The following is a 16,965-nucleotide window of genomic DNA, read 5'->3' on the forward strand; positions in this document are numbered from 1 at the left end:
GCGTGCCGTGCGGGGCCTGTCGTGCTCGGGTCTTCGCCGGTGGGATTTCCCAGCCGGTGGGGGGCTCAGCTGGTGGTTCTGGGGCGACGGCGGAAGCGGCAGGGCGACGGCGTGCGCCGATCTTCCAGTGCTTCCAGCACCGCGTCGATCCGCTGCCGGCAGTCATACGGCTTCGTGTGCCGCAGGCGCCCGTCCCGCCTGTTCCGGGCCGCGTCGGCGGGTGCGTCGGTCATGAGGCCCCACTGCCAGTACCACTTCTGCACGCCGTGCAGCACGCACACATAGAGAGTGCCGATCTCGCTGGAGCACTGCGCGGCGTACGTCGCGATCTGGTGCCAGTTCGCGACGAGCGGTGTGGTGGTGGTGGTGGATCCTCCGGCGCGGACGTGCGTCACAACGTACAGGCGCGTGTGCTGGTCGAATTCGGCTTCGACCATGTCGCTGAGCAGGCGTGGCTGCCGCAGGATCAGGTGGGCTCGGGGCGGGGGCCAGGACGAGAACGCGAGCAGGCTGAGCAGTGCCACCTCGATGCACCAGTCCAAAGTCATCGGAGGGGTTCCCTTCGTCGGAGGCCGCACCGGCATTCGTCCCCGGGCGAAGCCCGACCGCGCACACCGCCTTGCTTCTGTCGTGTCGCGGGATGTCGGAATCGGGACGCGGGTGCGGTCCAGGAGGTGAGACGAAACAAGGAGAGCGGCTGCGACGATGCCGGTCGCAGCCGCTCTCTCGCGGCGCGTTTCCATCCGCGACCCTGCCCCAGGTAGCGGGGCGCGAATGGAAACGATCATCCGGTGCTCCAGATGGCAACTCCGCCGCGAACCGGACGAGGGACGTCCACTAGTAACCCCCACGTCCCTCGTCTTTCTCGGCGGTGGCGCGCATCGCCGAGAGCATTTCGGTGCTGTCGTCGCCGGCGCGGTGGGATGTCGGTTCACCGCGCCGGCTGACACCAGGGCGAGCGGTTAGCCGCGCCGCCCGGCGCCGTGGCCGCCCCAGCTACCGGCCCCCGCCGTGGCTGGAAGAGCCGAAGTGGCTGCCGAAGCCGCCCGGACCGAAGTGGTTCGAGCCGCCCCGCGGACCGCCGCTGTTCGAGCCGCCCCGCGGACCACCGTGGTTGCCGTTGCCCCAGCCGCCGGGGCCGCCGTGGTTGCCGTTGCCCCAGCCGCCCCAGGTGCCACGGCCCCAGTGGCCACCCCAGTGGTTGCCGCCCCAGTTGTGGCCCGGGTTCCAGTAGCCGCGGCCGGGCAGGCCGTACCAACGGCCGGGCAGGCCGAGGGTCGCGTCGCAGCCCCAGCTGCCGGGCAGCGGGACGTAGCGGTCCTCGACGACGTAGACCGGCGTGGTCATCCCAGCCCCGCAGGACGGCGAGACGTAGATCCCGCCGTTGACCACGGACTGGCAGCTGGGGAGCACGTAGGTCTGGGTGCCGACGACGTACTCGTGGACGCCGGTGCCGAGCTCGTAGCCGGGGAGGCCGTACCAGCGGCCGGGCAGGCCGGTGACGATCTGGTCGCGCCAGACGCCCGGCAGGGCATAGGTGCGGCCGGACAGGACGTACACCGGCCGGGTCAGCCCGGCCCCGCAGGACGGCGAGACGAGGACCCCGCCGTTGACGACGTACTGGCAGCTGGGGAGGATGTACGTCTTGCCCTTGAGGATGAACTGGTGGACGCGGATGTCCGAGCGCGGCGCCGGAACGTGTCTGGCGGTGTCGACCGGACGGACAACGCTGCCTGAGGCCTGCGAGGCGGTGCTCGCCGCGCTCGCGGCTTCGGCGGCCACCACCATGGGAGTGACCAGGGCAGCGGTGGTGAGTGCCCCCGTGAGGAGGGCCTTCTTCATCGTCAAGAGACGATCCTTTCCTGAGGTGTGCTGCTGTCGGATCGAATGCGCATCCCGTAAGCCGGCGGTGCGGCGACGGCGAGGAGGGATGCGCAGGACCGCAGTCGAGGCGGTTCCGGCCGGACTCGCCGCGAGAGTCTCCGCCGGGATCGGGAGTGACCCCGGACCGGAAACACATGACGCCATTACGCGTCCTCGCTCGTGTCAGCAGATTTTGACGACACGGAGGGCCGGAACAGGTCGAGAGTCCGCACCCCCGCCGCTGCCGCGATGGCGTCCGCCGTGGTGCGGCGGCATGTGCCTCGCTTGAGCAGACCGTCGATGCACTGCCTGGTAAGGGCTGCCCGGCGAGCGAAATCGGCCACGCTCTCACTGCGACCGACCATCAAGGCGCGCAAGAGCGCCACGCTCCGAAGGTGCATCTGCGGCTTTCCCGCCATTGCGAACCTCTCCGATGGAAACTTCATCATCAGATTCTGCTGACGTCCCGACTGCAGGTCGCACTCTAATCCGGCCGAGCGCGGCCGCACGTGAAAACGCAAGGTTTCCGCGAATAAATCTTGTAGGGGCCGGCCTTTTGTGACGCATCTTGTTGACACAACTGGTCCCCGTCTTCGTCGGGGTTTGCTCCCTGTCGTCAGGATCTAGCGGGCATGATGGGGGTGATCGCGGCCAGAAAGAGTCGAGGAGCTGACAACCGAATGCCGTCGCAGCGCGTGACACCCCAGCCCCCCACCCCCCTGAGCGACTGCATCCGCGACTACGTGGCGGACAAGGGAATGAGCATCCGCACGCTCGCCCTTAGGTCGGTGAGCGAAAGCACAGGTCAGGGCCTCACTGCCCAGTGGATTACCGACGTGCTGAGCGGCCGGGTGTCGAGGATGCCTGATTTGTGGCGTCTGGAGGCTCTCGCGGCCGGGCTCGAGATGGATCCGGACAGCGTCAAGGCGCTGGCCATCAGTCAGTGGATCGGATGGGACATCGCCGATGTGCGGACCGGTCCCGGAGAACGCCTGATCTTCCGCGTGCCGGCGGGTTATACAACTGAACAGTGCGCACGCCTCGCCGACGAACTCATGCAGGTGATCAATAGTGCGGCCGAGACAGAAGCCGAGACAGAAAGGGAAGAAAGGTGATTTTCCGGATGCACGGTCGCCTTAGCGGGTGCTGATGCGTCAAACTTTCCTGGCATCGAGCAGCGAAACGATCGGGGACGTGATTGCACAGAAAGGATATGGTGGATGATTCGTGTCATCACCGTCGCAACCATCAGTGGAATTCCGTCGCGCCCACTTGCTGCATAGCTCCCCGGTGGTAATCCACCACGCACTTGGCGAGAACAGGATCGTCGCCTTCGTCGACGAGAGCCAGTTCGCTCCCGAGCTGATCGCCCCCATGGACGAGCTCGGCGCGGCGACGCTGAGGCGGCTTGAGCCCGTCGAGGACGCACGCCCGACGCCGGCGCTGCGCATCCGCATCAGAAGAAGTGGAGATCTCGGCCACGAGCTCGTCGTGGCCGAGTACGCGACAGAGGAACTCACGGTAGCTGTCGAGAAGACTCTCATCACCGAGGAACTGGCCGCCGTCCTGGGTGAGGCGGGCACCACGGTCACCCGCGCCTTTGTCCGGCGGACGACGTGAATGTCGTTCTGGAACGTGCCAGAACGGCGTGCCGCCCGGCGGCGCGGGGATCGCGGGCGGCGTCAGGAAGGGAGTGCGGCTCTGCGAGCAGGCCGGAGGAGTGAGGGGAGGAGGCGGCGAAAGTCAGGGTTCACGCGGGGAGGGTGGCAGCCGCCGCGCGCAGCCGCGCGTCGCGCCCATGATCAGAATCATGCGGGGGGACGCCTTGTGGGCGGCCGCTCGCCGCGCTCACGGTTGGGGCGCGGGCAGGGGTGCGGCACGGGCGAGCCGTTCGCGGCGTCCACGGTCAGGACTCACTCGGGGGGTGGGTGGCTTGCGTGTGTGGGCCGCTCGTCACGCTCGGGGGCAGGGCTGATGCAGGCGGGGGGGCGAGTCCTGTGTGCACGGTCGCTCGCGGCGTCCACGGTCAGGGGGCATGCGGTGGGTGCGGGCGCTTGTCACGCCCGTGGTTCAGGAGTCGTGCGGGCGGGGGCGATCGGTGGGAGGCCGGGTGCGCTTTGACGGGTGAGCGGGGCCATGATGCCGGCGGGCTCCCGCCGGCAGGCCCTTCTTGCCCCTCTTCGAGCGGGCGCGGTGCTCGGACGGCGATCGCGCGGGCTTCGACGGAGCGGTGCCGGGCTGGACCGTGCCCTCAGGAGCCGTGGCGTTGGGCTGGACTGCGCCGTCAGGAGCCGTGATGTCAGGCTCGACTGCGCCGTCAGGACCTGTGGTGCCGGGAGCCGTCGTGGCCACTGTGCCGGCGGGTGGGGGCGGGCCCGGCGCCGGGCCCGAGGCGCCGCTGCTCGCCCAGACGCCCACCGCGGTCAAGGCCACAGCTCCGGTCAGGATCGCGGCGCGGATCAGCTTCGGCCGCGTGAAGGAGCGATGGCGTCGGGACTTCGCTATCGGGGAGGGCTCGGGTTCCGGCTCGGATCGGCCATGAGGCCGGCCGCCGAGGTTGTCGCGCCGCCCGGGGACGGACGCGTACGGCGGCTGCTTGGGCTGCGCCGTGCGGGCGGGGCCGTAGGGGGCTCGCCCGATGCGCCGGGGAGAGCGAGGTCTGTCGTGGCCGTTCATCACGCACTCCGGATCGAAGATTGTTCGTGCCATCACTGAGGGAGAGGGGATGGCTACGAACGGTATCCGAAGATCTGAGGGTCGCGACCGGCTTTGGCCCCAGGTTGTCAGCAAAATCTGCTGACAACCTGGGGTTTTTAAATCCCTCGTCGAGTCCGTGCTCGATCGAGGGTGATGCGTCCGATCCTCAGGCGGGATCTCTGACGAGATCCCCGATCACCGTGGGTCAGCCGCAGGACGTGGCGGCGACGGTGGCGGCGGCGTCATCGGCGGCCCCGCAGCTGCTGGCGAGACTGTTGTCCACCAGGACCACCGGTGCGGTGACCACCGGCGCGGTGATTACCGGCGTGGTGACCACGGGAGTGGTCCAGTAGCCGAGCGGGCGGCTCCAGTAGCCGAGGGGACGGTTCCAGTAGCCGTAGGGGCTGCCCCAGTAGCCACCGTGCCAGGGACGACCCGAGTGGTGACCCCACCCGCCGTTACCCCAGTCGCCGGCGTGTGCGGTTGCGGCCGCCTGCCGCGGGGCCGCCGTCTCCGCCGAGGCGGCGATCGGCGCCATGACGACGATTCCGGCGGCGCAGGCAGCGCCGGCCAGGAGCAGTCGACGGATCATGCGTAACCTCCTGTATGCGTGAAGTCACTGGTTGTGACCGCTGTCACGCTACAACTCCTCTGATCACGCACGTGGACGGCGACACTCCAAGCGATGGCAATGTCGCAGGCGGCGCTGCCGCACCTACAAAGCCGCCGAACCGACACAACTGCCGCACTGATACACCGGGCGCGCTGATACGCCGGGGCGAGGAAGAGGCCATGGAGGGCCTGGAGCCGGCCAACGCCTACTCCACCGTGCCGCTCGACACCGTGCCGCTCGACGCGTGCCGCTCGACGCGCGCCCGACTCCGGCGACGATGACGCGGCGCTGAGATGCCGGGCGCGCTGTTACGCCGAGCGCGATGATGTGCCGGGCGCCGGCTCGGTCCCCGGCCCGCCTGGGCCGTGAACACCATCGCCGGCGCTCGGTCCTGTGCGAGGGATCTACCTCAAGGCCGAGAGGCACCGGGCGGGGGTCACCAGTCGCCGTCCCCGCCCTCGTCGCCCTCGAAGATCTCTTCGATGATCTCGCCCGCCACCAGGCCGCCGACGATGCCCGCCGCACCGGCCGCGGCCACCGCGCCCCAGCCGGGGCCGTCGTGGTGCCCGTGGTGACCGCCGTGCCCATAACCGTGCCCATAGCCGTGCCCGAACCCCTGGTCAGGCCCATAGTCGTGCCCATAGTCGTGCCCATAGTCGTGCCCATAGCCGTGCCCATAGCCGTGGCCGTGGTACCCGTGGCCGTGGTCCCCGTGGCCGTAGCCGTGCTCGTAGCCGCCGTACTGGGCGAGCCCGCTCAGCCAGCGATCGATCTCCCCGGGCCAGTCCATGCGCACCGCGTCCTCGTGGCCGACGCGGAAGCGGCCGATGGCATCGCCGGAGTACCGTCCGGCACGCTTGTCGGCCTCCAGGATCACCTCCAGGCCCGCGGGGTCGGCCACGAAGGTGAGCTCGACCTCCCCCACCACATCGGCGTGCCGCGGGGGCGGGTAGAACTCGATCTCCTGGTAGAACGGCAGCTCCTGGCGTACGCCGTACAGGCGGCCGGCCTCCAGGTCGGCAGACTTGAAGGCGAAACCGAGCTGGAGGAACGCCTCCAGGACGCGCATCTGAGAGGGAAGCGGCTCGACGGAGATCGGGTCGAGGTCGCCCTTGTCGACGGCCTTCGCGATGGCCACCTCGGTGCGTACGCCGAGCGCCATGCCGGTCAGGTGCTGCCCGTCGATCTCGCTGATCGGGGCCTCCCACGGCACCGGGATCTGGAAGGGGATGCTCCGGTTCTCGCCCTGGCGCAGGGTGAACGGGCCGGACACCCGGGTGCGGGAGAGCTCGCCGAGCCCCGCGCTCTCGCCGTCGCCGTGCTCGATCTCCACCCCGGCGACCAGGCCGAGCGTGATGTTCTCGATCTCGGCGTCGAAGTCGCCTCCGGACAGTCTCACCTCACCCGTGAGCACGCCGCCCGGCCGGACTCGCGGGGTGGCCAGTACGGTGTCCACCGAGGGGGCGCCCGCCCCGAGGGCGCCCAGCATCCGCTTGAAGACCACGTGTTTCTCCCCTGTCGACGGTCGATGAGGTGTCAGCCGCCCACCTGAACGATCAAGTGGTGTGGCCGGGTTCCGGCCGGGGGCAGAGATCGTCCTCGGGATGATCGACCCCGGCCCGTACGGAGGCTCCGCGAGCGATCCGGCACGACGCTGCCGCGAATTTGCCGCCCGTTTACCCAAACAGGCGGTTCGGATTTGTTCTCCCTTTGGCTCACCGACTTGGCTCACCGACGAACAAGCGACGAACGAGAGGGAGGCGGCGAACCGGCGTGGAGACCATCGCGGCGGAGACGGAGATGGCGACGGGTCGCGCGTCCCTGAGCAGGGTCGTCATGTCGCTGATCTCCCTGGCGCTGGCGGCCGGGCTCATCTCGTTCCTCCCTCACCTCACCGGAGTCACCTGGGGGCAGCTCGACGAGCGCCTGGTGCGGGTCGGCTGGGGCGCGATGGCGGTGCTCACGGGGGTGTGGCTGGCCGGGCTGTGGGCGTACTCGAACGTCGTGAGCGAGTCGCTGCCCGGGTTGAGCAGGCGCCGGGCGCTGCTGGTCAACTGCGTCGGCAGCGGCGCCAGCAATGTGCTGCCGTTCGGCGGGGCCGTGGGCGTGGCCATGACCGTCGCCATGATGACCAGGTGGGGCTTCGGACGGCGGCCGGTGGCGGCCTCCGCGGTAGTGACCGGGGTGTGGAACCTGCTGTCCCGCTTCCTGCTCCCCGCCGTGGGGCTCGTCTGCCTGCTCGGCGCGGGATACATGCCGGACCGTCAACTGGCGGCGGCCGCCGGGGTCGGCGGCGTGCTGCTCATCGGCGTGGTCGTCGCCATGTCGGCCGCACTCCGCCGGGAGGCGGTGGCCGACCTGCTGGGGCGGGGCCTGGACCGGCTGGTCCGATTCCTTCGGCTCAGGCGTGAGCCGTGCGTCCGCGACTTCCTGCTCGACCTGCGTCACTCCACCATCGAGATCACTCGTACGCGCTGGCCCCGGCTCACGCTCGGCATGGTCGGCTACATGGCGCTGCAGTGCGTTCTGTTCGTCGGGTGTCTGCACGTGACCGGCGCCGAGGTCGCCGTCCCCGAGGCGGTCGCGGCGTTCGCGATCAACCGGGTGCTGACCACCGCGGTCATCACGCCCGGCGGGTCGGGGATCAGCGAGTCGGCGACCGCGCTCGCGTTGATCGGCTTCGGCGTCGCACCGGGGGCGGCCGCGGCGGCGGTGCTGCTGTTCTGGTTCTTCGCCCACCTGATCGAGATCCCCGTCGGCTGGTTCGCCTGGGGCATCTGGTCGCTGACCACGCGCCCACGGTCGTGAGCGCGGCACCTCACCCCGGCACCTCACCGCGGCACCTCACCCCGGCACCTCACCCCGGCACCTCACCCCGGCACCTCACCGCAGTGCGGCCGGCGACGGGAAAACCTCAGCAAGCGTCAGATGGCGCCGGAGAACGTGTCACATCGGGCGGGGGAGCCCGTCTCGTATCCCGTGGTGAACCACTTCACCCGCTGCTGGGAGCTACCGTGTGTCCACCCCTCGGGGTCCACCCTGCCGCGGGTGCGCTGCTGGATCCTGTCGTCGCCGACGGCCGCCGCGGCGTCCAGCGCCTCCTTGATGTCCGCCGCGGTGAACGGGCTCGCGTAGAACCCCGTGTCGACCGCGTTCTTCGCCCACACTCCCGCGTAGCAGTCGGCCTGAAGCTCCAGCCGTACGGAGGCGCTGCCGGCGCCCTGGCTGCCGCCGCCGACCCGCCGGGTGGTGCCGAGGAGGTTCTGCACGTGGTGGCCGTACTCGTGCCCGATCACGTACGCCTGCGCGAACGGCCCGCCCTTGGCGCCGAACTGGCTCTCCAGCTCCGCGAAGAAGCCGAGGTCGAGATAGACCTTGCTGTCGGCCGGGCAGTAGAAGGGGCCGACGGCCGAGCTCGCCTGGCCGCAACCGGTGCTCACGGCGTTGGTGAACAGCACGGTGCGTGCGATGCGGTACGGCTCCTTGCCCCGCTCGGCGAAGGCGTCGCGCCAGTATGCCTGGACGCTGTTGACCACACCCACCACGCGGCACTTCTCCGACTGGTCCGCGTCGCTGCCCTTCTTGCACTGGGCGCTCAGGTCCGAGGCCGGGCGCGCGCCCGTGGACCCGCCTGACGAGGAGCCTCCACCGCTGAGAAGATCGGCCGGGTTGACGCCCAGGAGCAGGGCGACGACCAGGGCGACGACACCGATGGCGCCGCCGCCGATCGCGAGCCCGCCGCCCGGGAACCCGCCGCCGCCCTCCTCCACCTGAGACGCGTCGAGGTCGACGTCATCGCGGAAGTCCATAAGCCCGCCTTCCTGCCCTGGAACCTGCCACCCCCTATGATCCCCGACGGCCGCATTCCAGAGGAGCCGAGATGATGAACGAACGATCCCTCCGCGAGACCCGGGAGTTCTTCGCCGCGAAGGCGGCCACCTGGGAGGAGAAGTATCCCGACGACGGCCCGGTCTTCGCCGCCGCGATCGCCGAGATGGCCCTGCCGTCCGGGGGCCTGGTCCTCGACGCCGGATGCGGCACCGGCCGCGCGTTCCCCCTGCTGCGCGACGCCGTCGGGCCCGCCGGGCGGGTGGTGGGCATGGACGTCACCCCGGAGATGATCCGGTCGGCCCGCGACCGGGGACGTGCCGAGTTCGGCCTGCTGCTGATCGCCGACGTCGAACGGCTCCCGCTCGGTGACGGTGTGGCCGACGGCGTGCTGGCCTCCGGGCTGATCTCCCACGTTCCGCGGCCGGCGGCCGTACTGGCCGAGCTGGCCCGGGTGACCCGTCCCGGCGGGCGGCTGGCGCTGTTCCACCCCGTGGGCCGTGCGGTGCTCGCGGCCCGGCGTGGCCGCACCCTGACCCCCGACGACATCCGGGCCGAGCACAACATCCGTCCCCTGCTGGAGGCCGCCGGCTGGACCCTGCTCGACTACCACGACACCGACGAGCGGTATCTGGCAATGGCTTGCAGATGAGATATGAAGAAAGGCATCGGTAATGTTTCTGCAAGGGGATGAGTGTCAAATACCCCGCAATTGCGGCGTAAGGTGGTGCCCGTGACGACGTTCCGGATCAGCGAGGCGGCCGCGGTGCTCGGCGTCAGCGCCGACACCGTGCGGCGTCTCGTCGACGGGGGCCGGCTCGCCGCGCACCGCGACGAGAACGGCCATCGCCTGATCGCCGGCACCGATCTCGCCGCGTACGCGCGGGCGCAGACCGAGGCGGACGAGCGCACCGGCATCTCATCGGCGCGCAACCGCTTGCGCGGGATCGTGACCGAGGTGATCAGGGACGCTGTGATGGCCCAGGTGGAGATCGCCGCCGGGCCGTTCCGCGTGGTCTCGCTGATGAGCCGCCAGGCGGCCGACGAGCTCGGCCTTGAGCCGGGGGTGATGGCGGTGGCCGTCGTCAAGTCCACCAACGTCGTCGTCGAGATCCCCGGCCACGCGCGCGTCGCGAGTCAGTAGAAGGAGCTGTGGTGCTCGGACGTCTCTGCCTGGTCGCCGTCCTCGCCTCGGTGCTGAGCGTGGCGGCGTGCGGCTCGTCCTCCTCGGACACGGCCGCTCCCGCCTCCTCCGCCGCCGCCGGGAAATCGCTGACGGTGTTCGCCGCGGCGTCCCTGACCGAGACGTTCACCGAGCTGGGCAAACAGTTCGAGAGCACCCACTCCGGCACGAAGGTCACCTTCAACTTCGGGTCGAGCGCGACACTGGCGCAGCAGATCACGCAGGGCGCCCCCGCCGACGTCTTCGCCGCCGCGAGCCCGGCCACCATGAAGACGGTCACCGACGCGGGGCTGGCCTCCGCGCCCACCGTGTTCGTCAAGAACACGCTCCAGATCGCCGTCCCCGAGGACAACCCGGCCAAGGTCGAGTCGCTCAAGGACCTGACCGACCCGAAGGTCAAGATCGCCCTGTGCGCCGAGCAGGTGCCCTGCGGCGCGGCGGCGGTCAAGGCGCTCGACGCGGCGGGCCTCAAGGTCACTCCCGTCACCTTGGAGCAGGACGTCAAGGCGACGCTCACCAAGGTGCAGCTCGGCGAGGTCGACGCGGCGCTCGTCTACCGCACCGACGTGATCGCCTCCGGCGGGAAGGTCAGGGGCATCGACTTCCCCGAAGCCGCCCAGGCCGTCAACGACTATCCGATCGCGGCGCTCGCCACGGCGCCCGCACCCGATCTGGCCGAGCAGTTCGTCGATCTCGTGCTGTCGCAGCAGGGCAGGGACGTGCTGACGAAGGCCGGTTTCCAGGCGCCGTGACCAGGTCCGTACGCGCGCGGGCCCCGCGGGCGCGCATGCCGTGGCCGCTGCTGGTGCCCGCGCTCGCGGGGCTGGCCTTCCTCGTCCTCCCGCTGGCCGGGCTGCTGGTCCGCGCCCCGTGGGCGACCCTGCCGGGGCGGCTGGCCGAGCCCCGGGTGCTGGAGGCCCTGCGGCTCTCCCTGGTGACCGCGACCATCGCGACCGTCGTCTGCCTGCTGCTCGGCGTGCCCCTCGCCTGGCTCCTGGCCCGTACGACGCTGCCGGGGAGGCGGGTGCTGCGCGCGCTGGTCACCGTGCCGCTCGTGCTGCCGCCGGTCGTCGGCGGCGTCGCACTGCTGCTGGTGCTCGGCCGCCGCGGGCTCGTCGGCCAGTGGCTGTACGACGCCTTCGGCGTCTCCCTGCCGTTCACCACCACCGGAGTCGTCGTCGCGGAGGCGTTCGTCGCCATGCCGTTCCTCGTCATCGCCGTGGAGGGGGCGCTGCGCGCGGCCGACCAGCGTTATGAGGAGGCCGCCGCGACGCTGGGGGCCTCCCGCTGGACGGTCTTCCGCCGGGTCACCCTGCCCATGGTCGCCCCCGGCGTGCTGGCCGGCGCCGTGCTGTGCTGGGCCCGCGCGCTCGGCGAGTTCGGGGCGACCATCACCTTCGCCGGGAACTTCCCGGGCCGCACGCAGACCATGCCGCTGGCCGTCTATCTGGCGCTGGAGACCGATCCGGACGCAGCCATCGTGCTCAGCCTGGTGCTGCTCGCGGTCTCGGTGATCGTGCTGGCCGGGCTGCGCGACCGCTGGGTGGGCGCGGCATGAGCGTGAAGGCCCATCTGGTCGTCGAACGTCCCGCCTTCCGGCTGGATCTGCGGATCAGCGCGGCGGCCGGTGAGGTGGTGGCGCTGCTCGGCCCCAACGGCGCGGGCAAGACGACCGCGCTGCGCGCCCTCGCCGGGCTCACCGCCCTGAACGGCGGGCGCGTCGAGCTGGACGGCGCCGAGGTGCACCACCTGCCGCCGGAACGCCGCGGGATCGGCGTGGTCTTCCAGGACTACCTGCTGTTCCCGCACCTGTCCGCCCTCGACAACGTCGCCTTCGGGCCCCGCTGCCAGGGGCTCGGCAAGGCCGCGGCCCGCCGGGTCGCCGCCGAGCTGCTCGATCGCGTCGGGCTCGCCGGCCACGCCCACGTCCGTCCCGGGCGGCTGTCCGGAGGCCAGGCGCAGCGCGTCGCGCTCGCCCGCGCTCTTGCCGTACGGCCCCGCCTGCTGCTGCTGGACGAGCCGCTGGCCGCCCTCGACGCGCACACCCGGCTGGAGATCCGGGCCGAGCTGCGCCGCCACCTGGCCGACTTCGACGGCGCGACCATCCTGGTCACCCACGACGCGCTCGACGCGATGGTCCTGGCCCACCGGCTCGTGGTGATCGAGAACGGCGCCGTCGTGCAGACCGGCACGCCGAGCGAGATCGCCCGTCATCCGCGTACGGACTACGTCGCCCGCCTCGTCGGCCTCAACCTCTATCGGGGGCAGGCCGACGGCGATCAGGTCGTCGTGGGCGAGGTGCGCTTCAGCAGCGCCGAACGCCTGACCGGGCCCGCCTTCGTCGCCTTCCCGCCGTCGGCCGTCGCCCTCTATCGGAGCCGCCCCGACGGCAGCCCGCGCAACCTGTGGCAGGCCGTCATCGAGGGCATCGAACGCCACGGCGACCACGTCCGCGTGCACCTGCGCGGGCCGATCCCGCTGCTCGCCGACGTCACCCCGGCGGCCGCCGCCGATCTCGACCTCACCCCGGGCCGGGACGTCTGGGCCGCCGTCAAGGCCACCGAGACACACGCGTACCCGGCCTGAACCGGCCGATGGGGGCGAAACGGTAGATTGCCCGCATGTCTTCCACTTCGCGGCCGGACGACCGTCTCGCGTCCGTGTTCCGGTTCGCCAGCGAGCTGGTCGCCTGGGTCGCGACCCCGTGGGCCCTCGCGTCGTGGTCCGTTCCGCTGGCGGTGCTGTCGGTCGTGGTGCTGATCGGGCTGCCGACGCTGTTCTCCACTCCGGGGGACAAGCGGAACGTGATCGTCGCGGTGCCCGGCACGGTGACCATCGCGCTGGTCCTTCTTCAGCTCGTCGCGGCGGTCGTGGCGGCGTGGGTCGCCTGGCCCACGCTCGCCGCCGTACTGGTGACCGTGCTGGCCGTGGTCACCGTGGTGCTCGAACTGCCCCGCTGGCGGTGGCTCGCCTCCCGGTGAGGCTGCGGCCGGGGCCGGTCACGCGTACGCGCGGTCGCGCCGCAGGAAGACCGCGGCGAGCAGGACGCCCAGCAGGACGAGGACGGCGTTGACGCTGATCGCGGTCGTGACCCCGTGCAGGATCGCCCCGGCGGACGCCACGCCCCCGGCGGCGGCGGTGGCGACCGCCGACATGATCGGGGTGCCCATGGTGATGCCGACCTGCTGGGACATCGACGCCAGGCCGGTGGCCAGGCCCTGCTCGTGGTCGGGGAGGCCGGTGGTGGCGGTGACCATGAAGCCGACGATGACGAGCATGTTGCCCACGCCGCCCAGGAAGGTGGCGGGCAGCAGCAGCCCCACCGAGGCCGGCGTGTCACCCAGGAAGATCAGGACGGCGGTGAAGACGGCCTGGAGCAGCCCGCCGCCGACCAGGACGGCCGTCGTGGACGTACGGGCGATGGCCTTCGGGGCGAGCACGCCGCCGGTCACGGTGCCGGCTCCCAGGACGCCGAAGGAGAGCCCGGCGGCGAGGGCCGAGAAGCCGAGGGTCTTCTGCATGTAGAGGGTGAGCAGATAGACCAGGGACGTCTCGGTGACGAAGGCGAGCAGCCCGAGCACGTTTCCCCAGGCCACCGTGCGCTTGCGCAGGACGCGTACCGGCACCAGCGGCTGGGCGGCCCGGCGCTCGACGAGGTAGAAGACGACCAGCAGGACGGCCCCGGCAAGGAGGCCCGTGAGTGCGAGGGGATCGGCCCAGCCGTGTTCGCCCGCCCGCGTCAGGCCGTAGACGACGCCGAGCAGCCCGAGCGTGACCGACAGCGCGCCGGGCAGATCGATCGTGGGACGGGCGGCGGGGCGCGACTCGGCGATGACGGCAGGGGCGACGAGCAGCACGGCCACGGCGACGGGGACGTTGACGAAGAAGGCCCACCGCCACGACAGCAGGTCGGTGAGCACGCCGCCGAGGACCGCGCCGGCGGTGAACCCGGCGGACATGAGCGCGCCGTTCAGGCCGAGTGCCTTCTCGCGCAGCGGGCCCTCCGGGAACGACGTGGTGAGCAGGGCGAGCCCGGCCGGGGTGGCTGCGGCGGTGGCGAGCCCCTGGGCGACGCGGGCGACGATGAGCACCTCGGGGCCGGGGGCGAGCCCACCGGCGAGCGAGGCCGCGCCCAGGAGCGCGAGGCTGCCGAGGAAGATGCGCTTGCGGCCGATCAGGTCGCCGATGCGGCCGAAGAAGAGGGTGAAACCGGCAGCGCACAGGGCGAAGGCCGTGGCGACCCACTGCAGATCGGCGAGGGAGAACCCGAGGTCGTCGCCGATCGCGGGCAGTGCCACGTTCAGGATCGAGAAGTCGACGGCCAGCATGAACTGGGCGACCAGCAGCACCGCGAGGACGACCTTCAAGCGGCCGGCCAGGCGTGGCGCCTCGTGAGCGGCGGCCGGTAGGGAATTCGTGGTGGACATGACAGGGGACACCCCTCCAGGGAAGCGACTTAACGGGTCTGTCGTCCCGTTAAACTGAGGGGGACACTAGCACCACGCGCCGCCTTAAGGGAACAGTGGTCCCGATAGTGGGCCTTGGGAAGGAGCCGTCATGGCAGCAACTCCACCGCCCGGTGCCGTCCGCCCGGGTGGACGCACTGCCCGCGTCCGCGAGGCCGTCCTCGAAGCCGCCGCCGACACCCTTGCCGAGAAGGGCTTCGACGGGCTCGACCTCGGTGAGATCGCCCGTATCGCGGGGGTCGGGAAGACCACCCTCTATCGCCGCTGGGGCACGCCCGCAGCGCTCGCCGCCGACCTCCTCCAGGACATGGCCGAGCGATCCCTGCCCCGCTCGCGCAACGGCGACATCGACCAGGACCTGCGCGACAACGCCCGCCTGGTGCTCAAGACCCTCACCGATCCCCGCCAGGGACGGCTGTTCAAGGCGCTGATCGCCGCCTCGCTCTGCAACGACCAGGCCGCGCAGGCGTTGCGCCGCTTCTACGCCGTACGCATCGACGAATGGGCCGGCTGCGTCACCGACGCGATCGAACGCGGCGAGCTGCCTCCCGGCACCGACCCTGGCCGGGTGATCGCCGCCGTCTCCGCACCCCTCTACTACGCCCTGCTCAACACCGGAGAACCACTGGACGAGGCGGCGGCCGATCGGGCCGCGGCGGCCGCCCTGGCGGCGGCCCGCGCCGGCGTCCTCACCTGAGGCGTGCACCTAAGAGATCCGCTTCGGCGCCGGGCCCCCGCCCGGTGCGCACTTTTCCGGTACGGCGTCAGACGGAGCCCTCGTACAGGCGCCGCATTTCCGCTTCATACTGCTCGAACGGCTCCAGGCCCATTGCGGCACGGCGGTCGTCCAGGTGATCCGCGTCCTCGATCGGGTATGGCCTGAAACCGTTGCCGTCGCTGAAAAATTGCGTTCCATAGAGCTGGGGACGGCCGGAACCCATTCGAATGCGATCTTCGAGGTATGCGAGATGCGCGGGCTTCGCCTCCTTCCGGGAAACTCAGCGGTTCCGCCCGCAGTTCGTCGTCGGTCACGTGCCGAATTTACGCCGCAAGTGACGTCCGGTCACCTTCTCGAAGCCGCCCGATCGATTTCGATGATGCGGCTTTCGCGGGTGTTTTCCGGGCCGCCGCGACCGGCCCGTCCACTGCGGAGCGAACGGCGGCCGGGGCGGGGACCGGCCGTACGAGCGGTTGCGCGCATCGCGGATCACAGGTCATCATCAAGGCATGATCTCCAACCGAAAGGGCGGCGACGCCCACGCGCGGTGACCGCGCTCACGCGGCGCTATGCCGCCGCCGAACCTGTGGCCGGCGTACGGAGCACGAGCGCTCACGACCGGTGGCAGGAAGCAGTCAAGATCCGACAGGAGTGGCTGGACCACGGTCTTTCCACACAGCCGGCCGACCGGCGGGCCGTCGAACACAGCCTCACCGCCATCTACGCGAGGATCTCTCGCCCGAAGCCCCGGTTCGAATGGGTCGACTCACCGGCACGGGCGATCCCGCTCGTCGCCGGTCTGCCCACTCTCGACCGGCTCTACGGGTGGATCCGCGATCCTCATCCGCAGGGGACACCGCCACTGGCCGGCGATCTGGCCATGCTCGAATCCCAGCTGCGCGGCGCGCTCAGCGCCGGTGTCTCCCACACCGACCCTGAGCTGTCCCCGATGCGAAGGGGCAGACGGGGCGAGCCCTGGCCCGAACTGCCACCGCTGAGGGCGCTCGACACCGGCGTTCCCCTGGGTGTGGTGCTGCATCAGGGCATCCGTACGGCACTGCACCGGAGCCTCGCGCACGGATACCGCATCCCGATCCGCAGCGCCCTGACCGGCAGCAGCCCCTTACCGGCCTGCTGGTACGGGCAGCAGGACGCAGCGTGGGTCGCCTACTACGACGCCCTGCACCGGCTCGGGCTGGCCTCCTACGGGCCGGACCAACTGGAACATCTCGGCCACTGGGCCACACTGGTGCGCTCCGGCGGCTGGTGGTGGCCGGGCGAGGAGGTGTGCGTCGTCGTGGACCGGCCCGAAATGGTCCGCGTCGAACCCGTGCCCGGCACCTGGCACGACGAGGTCCGGCTGCGGCGCGGGGGTGTCCGCTACCGCGACGGCTGGCATCCGCTGCTCGCCTGAACCCACTGGAGGGCCGGGACGAGACGCGTTGTCCCGTCCCGGCCCCTTCCGGTCCGCCCCGGCGGGCAAGATCGATCCGTCGAGTCGTGCCCGGCCGCCGCCGGTCAGCGGGGTGAGGCGGTGCTCCCGCGTACGACCAGGTGGGTGGCGAGCTCGATGCGGTGCCGTACGGCGGCGCGATGG

Annotated in this window: 19 protein-coding genes and 1 pseudogene; 13 read left to right on the forward strand and 7 right to left on the reverse strand. The window is 71.0% G+C overall.

Annotated features, from left to right (window positions below):
• Nucleotides 1-65: 65 nt before the first annotated feature.
• Nucleotides 66-548, reverse strand: a complete 483-nt coding sequence (locus FLV34_RS09735; protein ID WP_147942921.1) for a hypothetical protein — start codon at nucleotides 546-548, stop codon at nucleotides 66-68.
• A gap of 448 nt (nucleotides 549-996) precedes the next feature.
• Complete coding sequence (locus tag FLV34_RS09740; protein WP_147942922.1) at nucleotides 997-1,848, reverse strand: hypothetical protein; 852 nt, start codon at nucleotides 1,846-1,848, stop codon at nucleotides 997-999.
• Nucleotides 1,849-2,495: 647 nt separating this feature from the next.
• Between FLV34_RS09740 and FLV34_RS09745 the strand changes: the two genes are divergently transcribed.
• The 3 genes from FLV34_RS09745 (at nucleotide 2,496) to FLV34_RS09755 (ending at nucleotide 4,405) form a co-directional block, all read left to right on the forward strand.
• Entirely contained in the window at nucleotides 2,496-2,978 is a 483-nt protein-coding gene (locus FLV34_RS09745; protein WP_142649064.1) for a helix-turn-helix transcriptional regulator, read from the forward strand.
• 175 nt (nucleotides 2,979-3,153) lie between these two features.
• The gene (locus FLV34_RS09750; RefSeq protein ID WP_147942923.1) at nucleotides 3,154-3,483 is read left to right on the forward strand and encodes a hypothetical protein; all 330 of its coding nucleotides are present in this window, start codon (nucleotides 3,154-3,156) and stop codon (nucleotides 3,481-3,483) included.
• Nucleotides 3,484-4,207: 724 nt separating this feature from the next.
• Entirely contained in the window at nucleotides 4,208-4,405 is a 198-nt protein-coding gene (locus FLV34_RS09755) for a hypothetical protein (protein ID WP_142649066.1), read from the forward strand.
• A 360-nt stretch (nucleotides 4,406-4,765) separates the two neighbouring features.
• On the opposite strand, the gene FLV34_RS09760 is transcribed toward FLV34_RS09755, so the two are convergent.
• Nucleotides 4,766-5,152: a hypothetical protein gene (locus FLV34_RS09760; protein WP_142649067.1), complete on the reverse strand. Its 387-nt coding sequence runs from the start codon at nucleotides 5,150-5,152 to the stop codon at nucleotides 4,766-4,768.
• Between the two features lie 71 nt (nucleotides 5,153-5,223).
• Here FLV34_RS09760 and FLV34_RS09765 point away from each other — a divergent pair, with 71 nt between their 5' ends.
• Entirely contained in the window at nucleotides 5,224-5,454 is a 231-nt protein-coding gene (locus FLV34_RS09765) for a hypothetical protein (protein WP_147942924.1), read from the forward strand.
• A 155-nt stretch (nucleotides 5,455-5,609) separates the two neighbouring features.
• On the opposite strand, the gene FLV34_RS09770 is transcribed toward FLV34_RS09765, so the two are convergent.
• On the reverse strand, nucleotides 5,610-6,677 hold the full coding sequence (locus tag FLV34_RS09770) for a sporulation protein (RefSeq protein ID WP_147942925.1): 1,068 nt from the start codon (nucleotides 6,675-6,677) through the stop codon (nucleotides 5,610-5,612).
• Nucleotides 6,678-6,946: 269 nt separating this feature from the next.
• On the opposite strand from FLV34_RS09770, the gene FLV34_RS09775 reads away from it, so the two are divergent.
• Entirely contained in the window at nucleotides 6,947-7,981 is a 1,035-nt protein-coding gene (locus FLV34_RS09775) for a lysylphosphatidylglycerol synthase domain-containing protein (protein WP_142649069.1), read from the forward strand.
• Nucleotides 7,982-8,097: 116 nt separating this feature from the next.
• On the opposite strand, the gene FLV34_RS09780 is transcribed toward FLV34_RS09775, so the two are convergent.
• Nucleotides 8,098-8,982 carry a neutral zinc metallopeptidase gene (locus FLV34_RS09780; protein WP_142649070.1) on the reverse strand — a complete coding sequence of 295 codons (885 nt, stop codon included), beginning with the start codon at nucleotides 8,980-8,982 and terminating at the stop codon, nucleotides 8,098-8,100.
• 71 nt (nucleotides 8,983-9,053) lie between these two features.
• Here FLV34_RS09780 and FLV34_RS09785 point away from each other — a divergent pair, with 71 nt between their 5' ends.
• From FLV34_RS09785 to FLV34_RS09810, 6 genes are all read left to right on the forward strand, one after another.
• Complete coding sequence (locus FLV34_RS09785; RefSeq protein ID WP_205830507.1) at nucleotides 9,054-9,653, forward strand: class I SAM-dependent methyltransferase; 600 nt, start codon at nucleotides 9,054-9,056, stop codon at nucleotides 9,651-9,653.
• Nucleotides 9,654-9,734: 81 nt separating this feature from the next.
• A complete protein-coding gene (locus tag FLV34_RS09790) occupies nucleotides 9,735-10,145 on the forward strand; it encodes a molybdopterin-binding protein (RefSeq protein ID WP_147942926.1) in 411 nt (136 codons plus the stop codon).
• 11 nt (nucleotides 10,146-10,156) lie between these two features.
• Nucleotides 10,157-10,936 carry a molybdate ABC transporter substrate-binding protein gene (gene modA / locus FLV34_RS09795; protein ID WP_261985719.1) on the forward strand — a complete coding sequence of 260 codons (780 nt, stop codon included), beginning with the start codon at nucleotides 10,157-10,159 and terminating at the stop codon, nucleotides 10,934-10,936.
• A gap of 35 nt (nucleotides 10,937-10,971) precedes the next feature.
• Nucleotides 10,972-11,742, forward strand: coding sequence for a molybdate ABC transporter permease subunit (gene modB, locus FLV34_RS09800; RefSeq protein ID WP_142649105.1), 771 nt, complete (start codon nucleotides 10,972-10,974; stop codon nucleotides 11,740-11,742).
• Nucleotides 11,739-12,770, forward strand: a complete 1,032-nt coding sequence (locus tag FLV34_RS09805) for an ABC transporter ATP-binding protein (RefSeq protein ID WP_147942928.1) — start codon at nucleotides 11,739-11,741, stop codon at nucleotides 12,768-12,770. The genes modB and FLV34_RS09805 overlap by 4 nt, the downstream gene beginning before the upstream one ends.
• Before the next feature lie 35 nt (nucleotides 12,771-12,805).
• Entirely contained in the window at nucleotides 12,806-13,165 is a 360-nt protein-coding gene (locus FLV34_RS09810) for a hypothetical protein (RefSeq protein WP_142649074.1), read from the forward strand.
• 18 nt (nucleotides 13,166-13,183) lie between these two features.
• Here the strand turns inward: FLV34_RS09810 and FLV34_RS09815 are convergent, their stop codons facing one another.
• Nucleotides 13,184-14,611, reverse strand: a complete 1,428-nt coding sequence (locus tag FLV34_RS09815) for an MFS transporter (RefSeq protein WP_147942929.1) — start codon at nucleotides 14,609-14,611, stop codon at nucleotides 13,184-13,186.
• Nucleotides 14,612-14,741: 130 nt separating this feature from the next.
• On the opposite strand from FLV34_RS09815, the gene FLV34_RS09820 reads away from it, so the two are divergent.
• The gene (locus FLV34_RS09820; RefSeq protein WP_147942930.1) at nucleotides 14,742-15,347 is read left to right on the forward strand and encodes a TetR/AcrR family transcriptional regulator; all 606 of its coding nucleotides are present in this window, start codon (nucleotides 14,742-14,744) and stop codon (nucleotides 15,345-15,347) included.
• A gap of 67 nt (nucleotides 15,348-15,414) precedes the next feature.
• On the opposite strand, the pseudogene FLV34_RS40315 reads toward FLV34_RS09820, so the two are convergent.
• A pseudogene (locus FLV34_RS40315) lies at nucleotides 15,415-15,609 on the reverse strand (DUF6624 domain-containing protein); the annotation flags it as partial.
• Between the two features lie 306 nt (nucleotides 15,610-15,915).
• Here FLV34_RS40315 and FLV34_RS09825 point away from each other — a divergent pair.
• Complete coding sequence (locus FLV34_RS09825) at nucleotides 15,916-16,782, forward strand: DUF6745 domain-containing protein (RefSeq protein ID WP_222709462.1); 867 nt, start codon at nucleotides 15,916-15,918, stop codon at nucleotides 16,780-16,782.
• Nucleotides 16,783-16,965 lie beyond the last annotated feature (183 nt).

Source organism: Microbispora sp. CSR-4, assembly GCF_008033685.1.
Taxonomy (GTDB): Bacteria; Actinomycetota; Actinomycetes; order Streptosporangiales; family Streptosporangiaceae; genus Microbispora.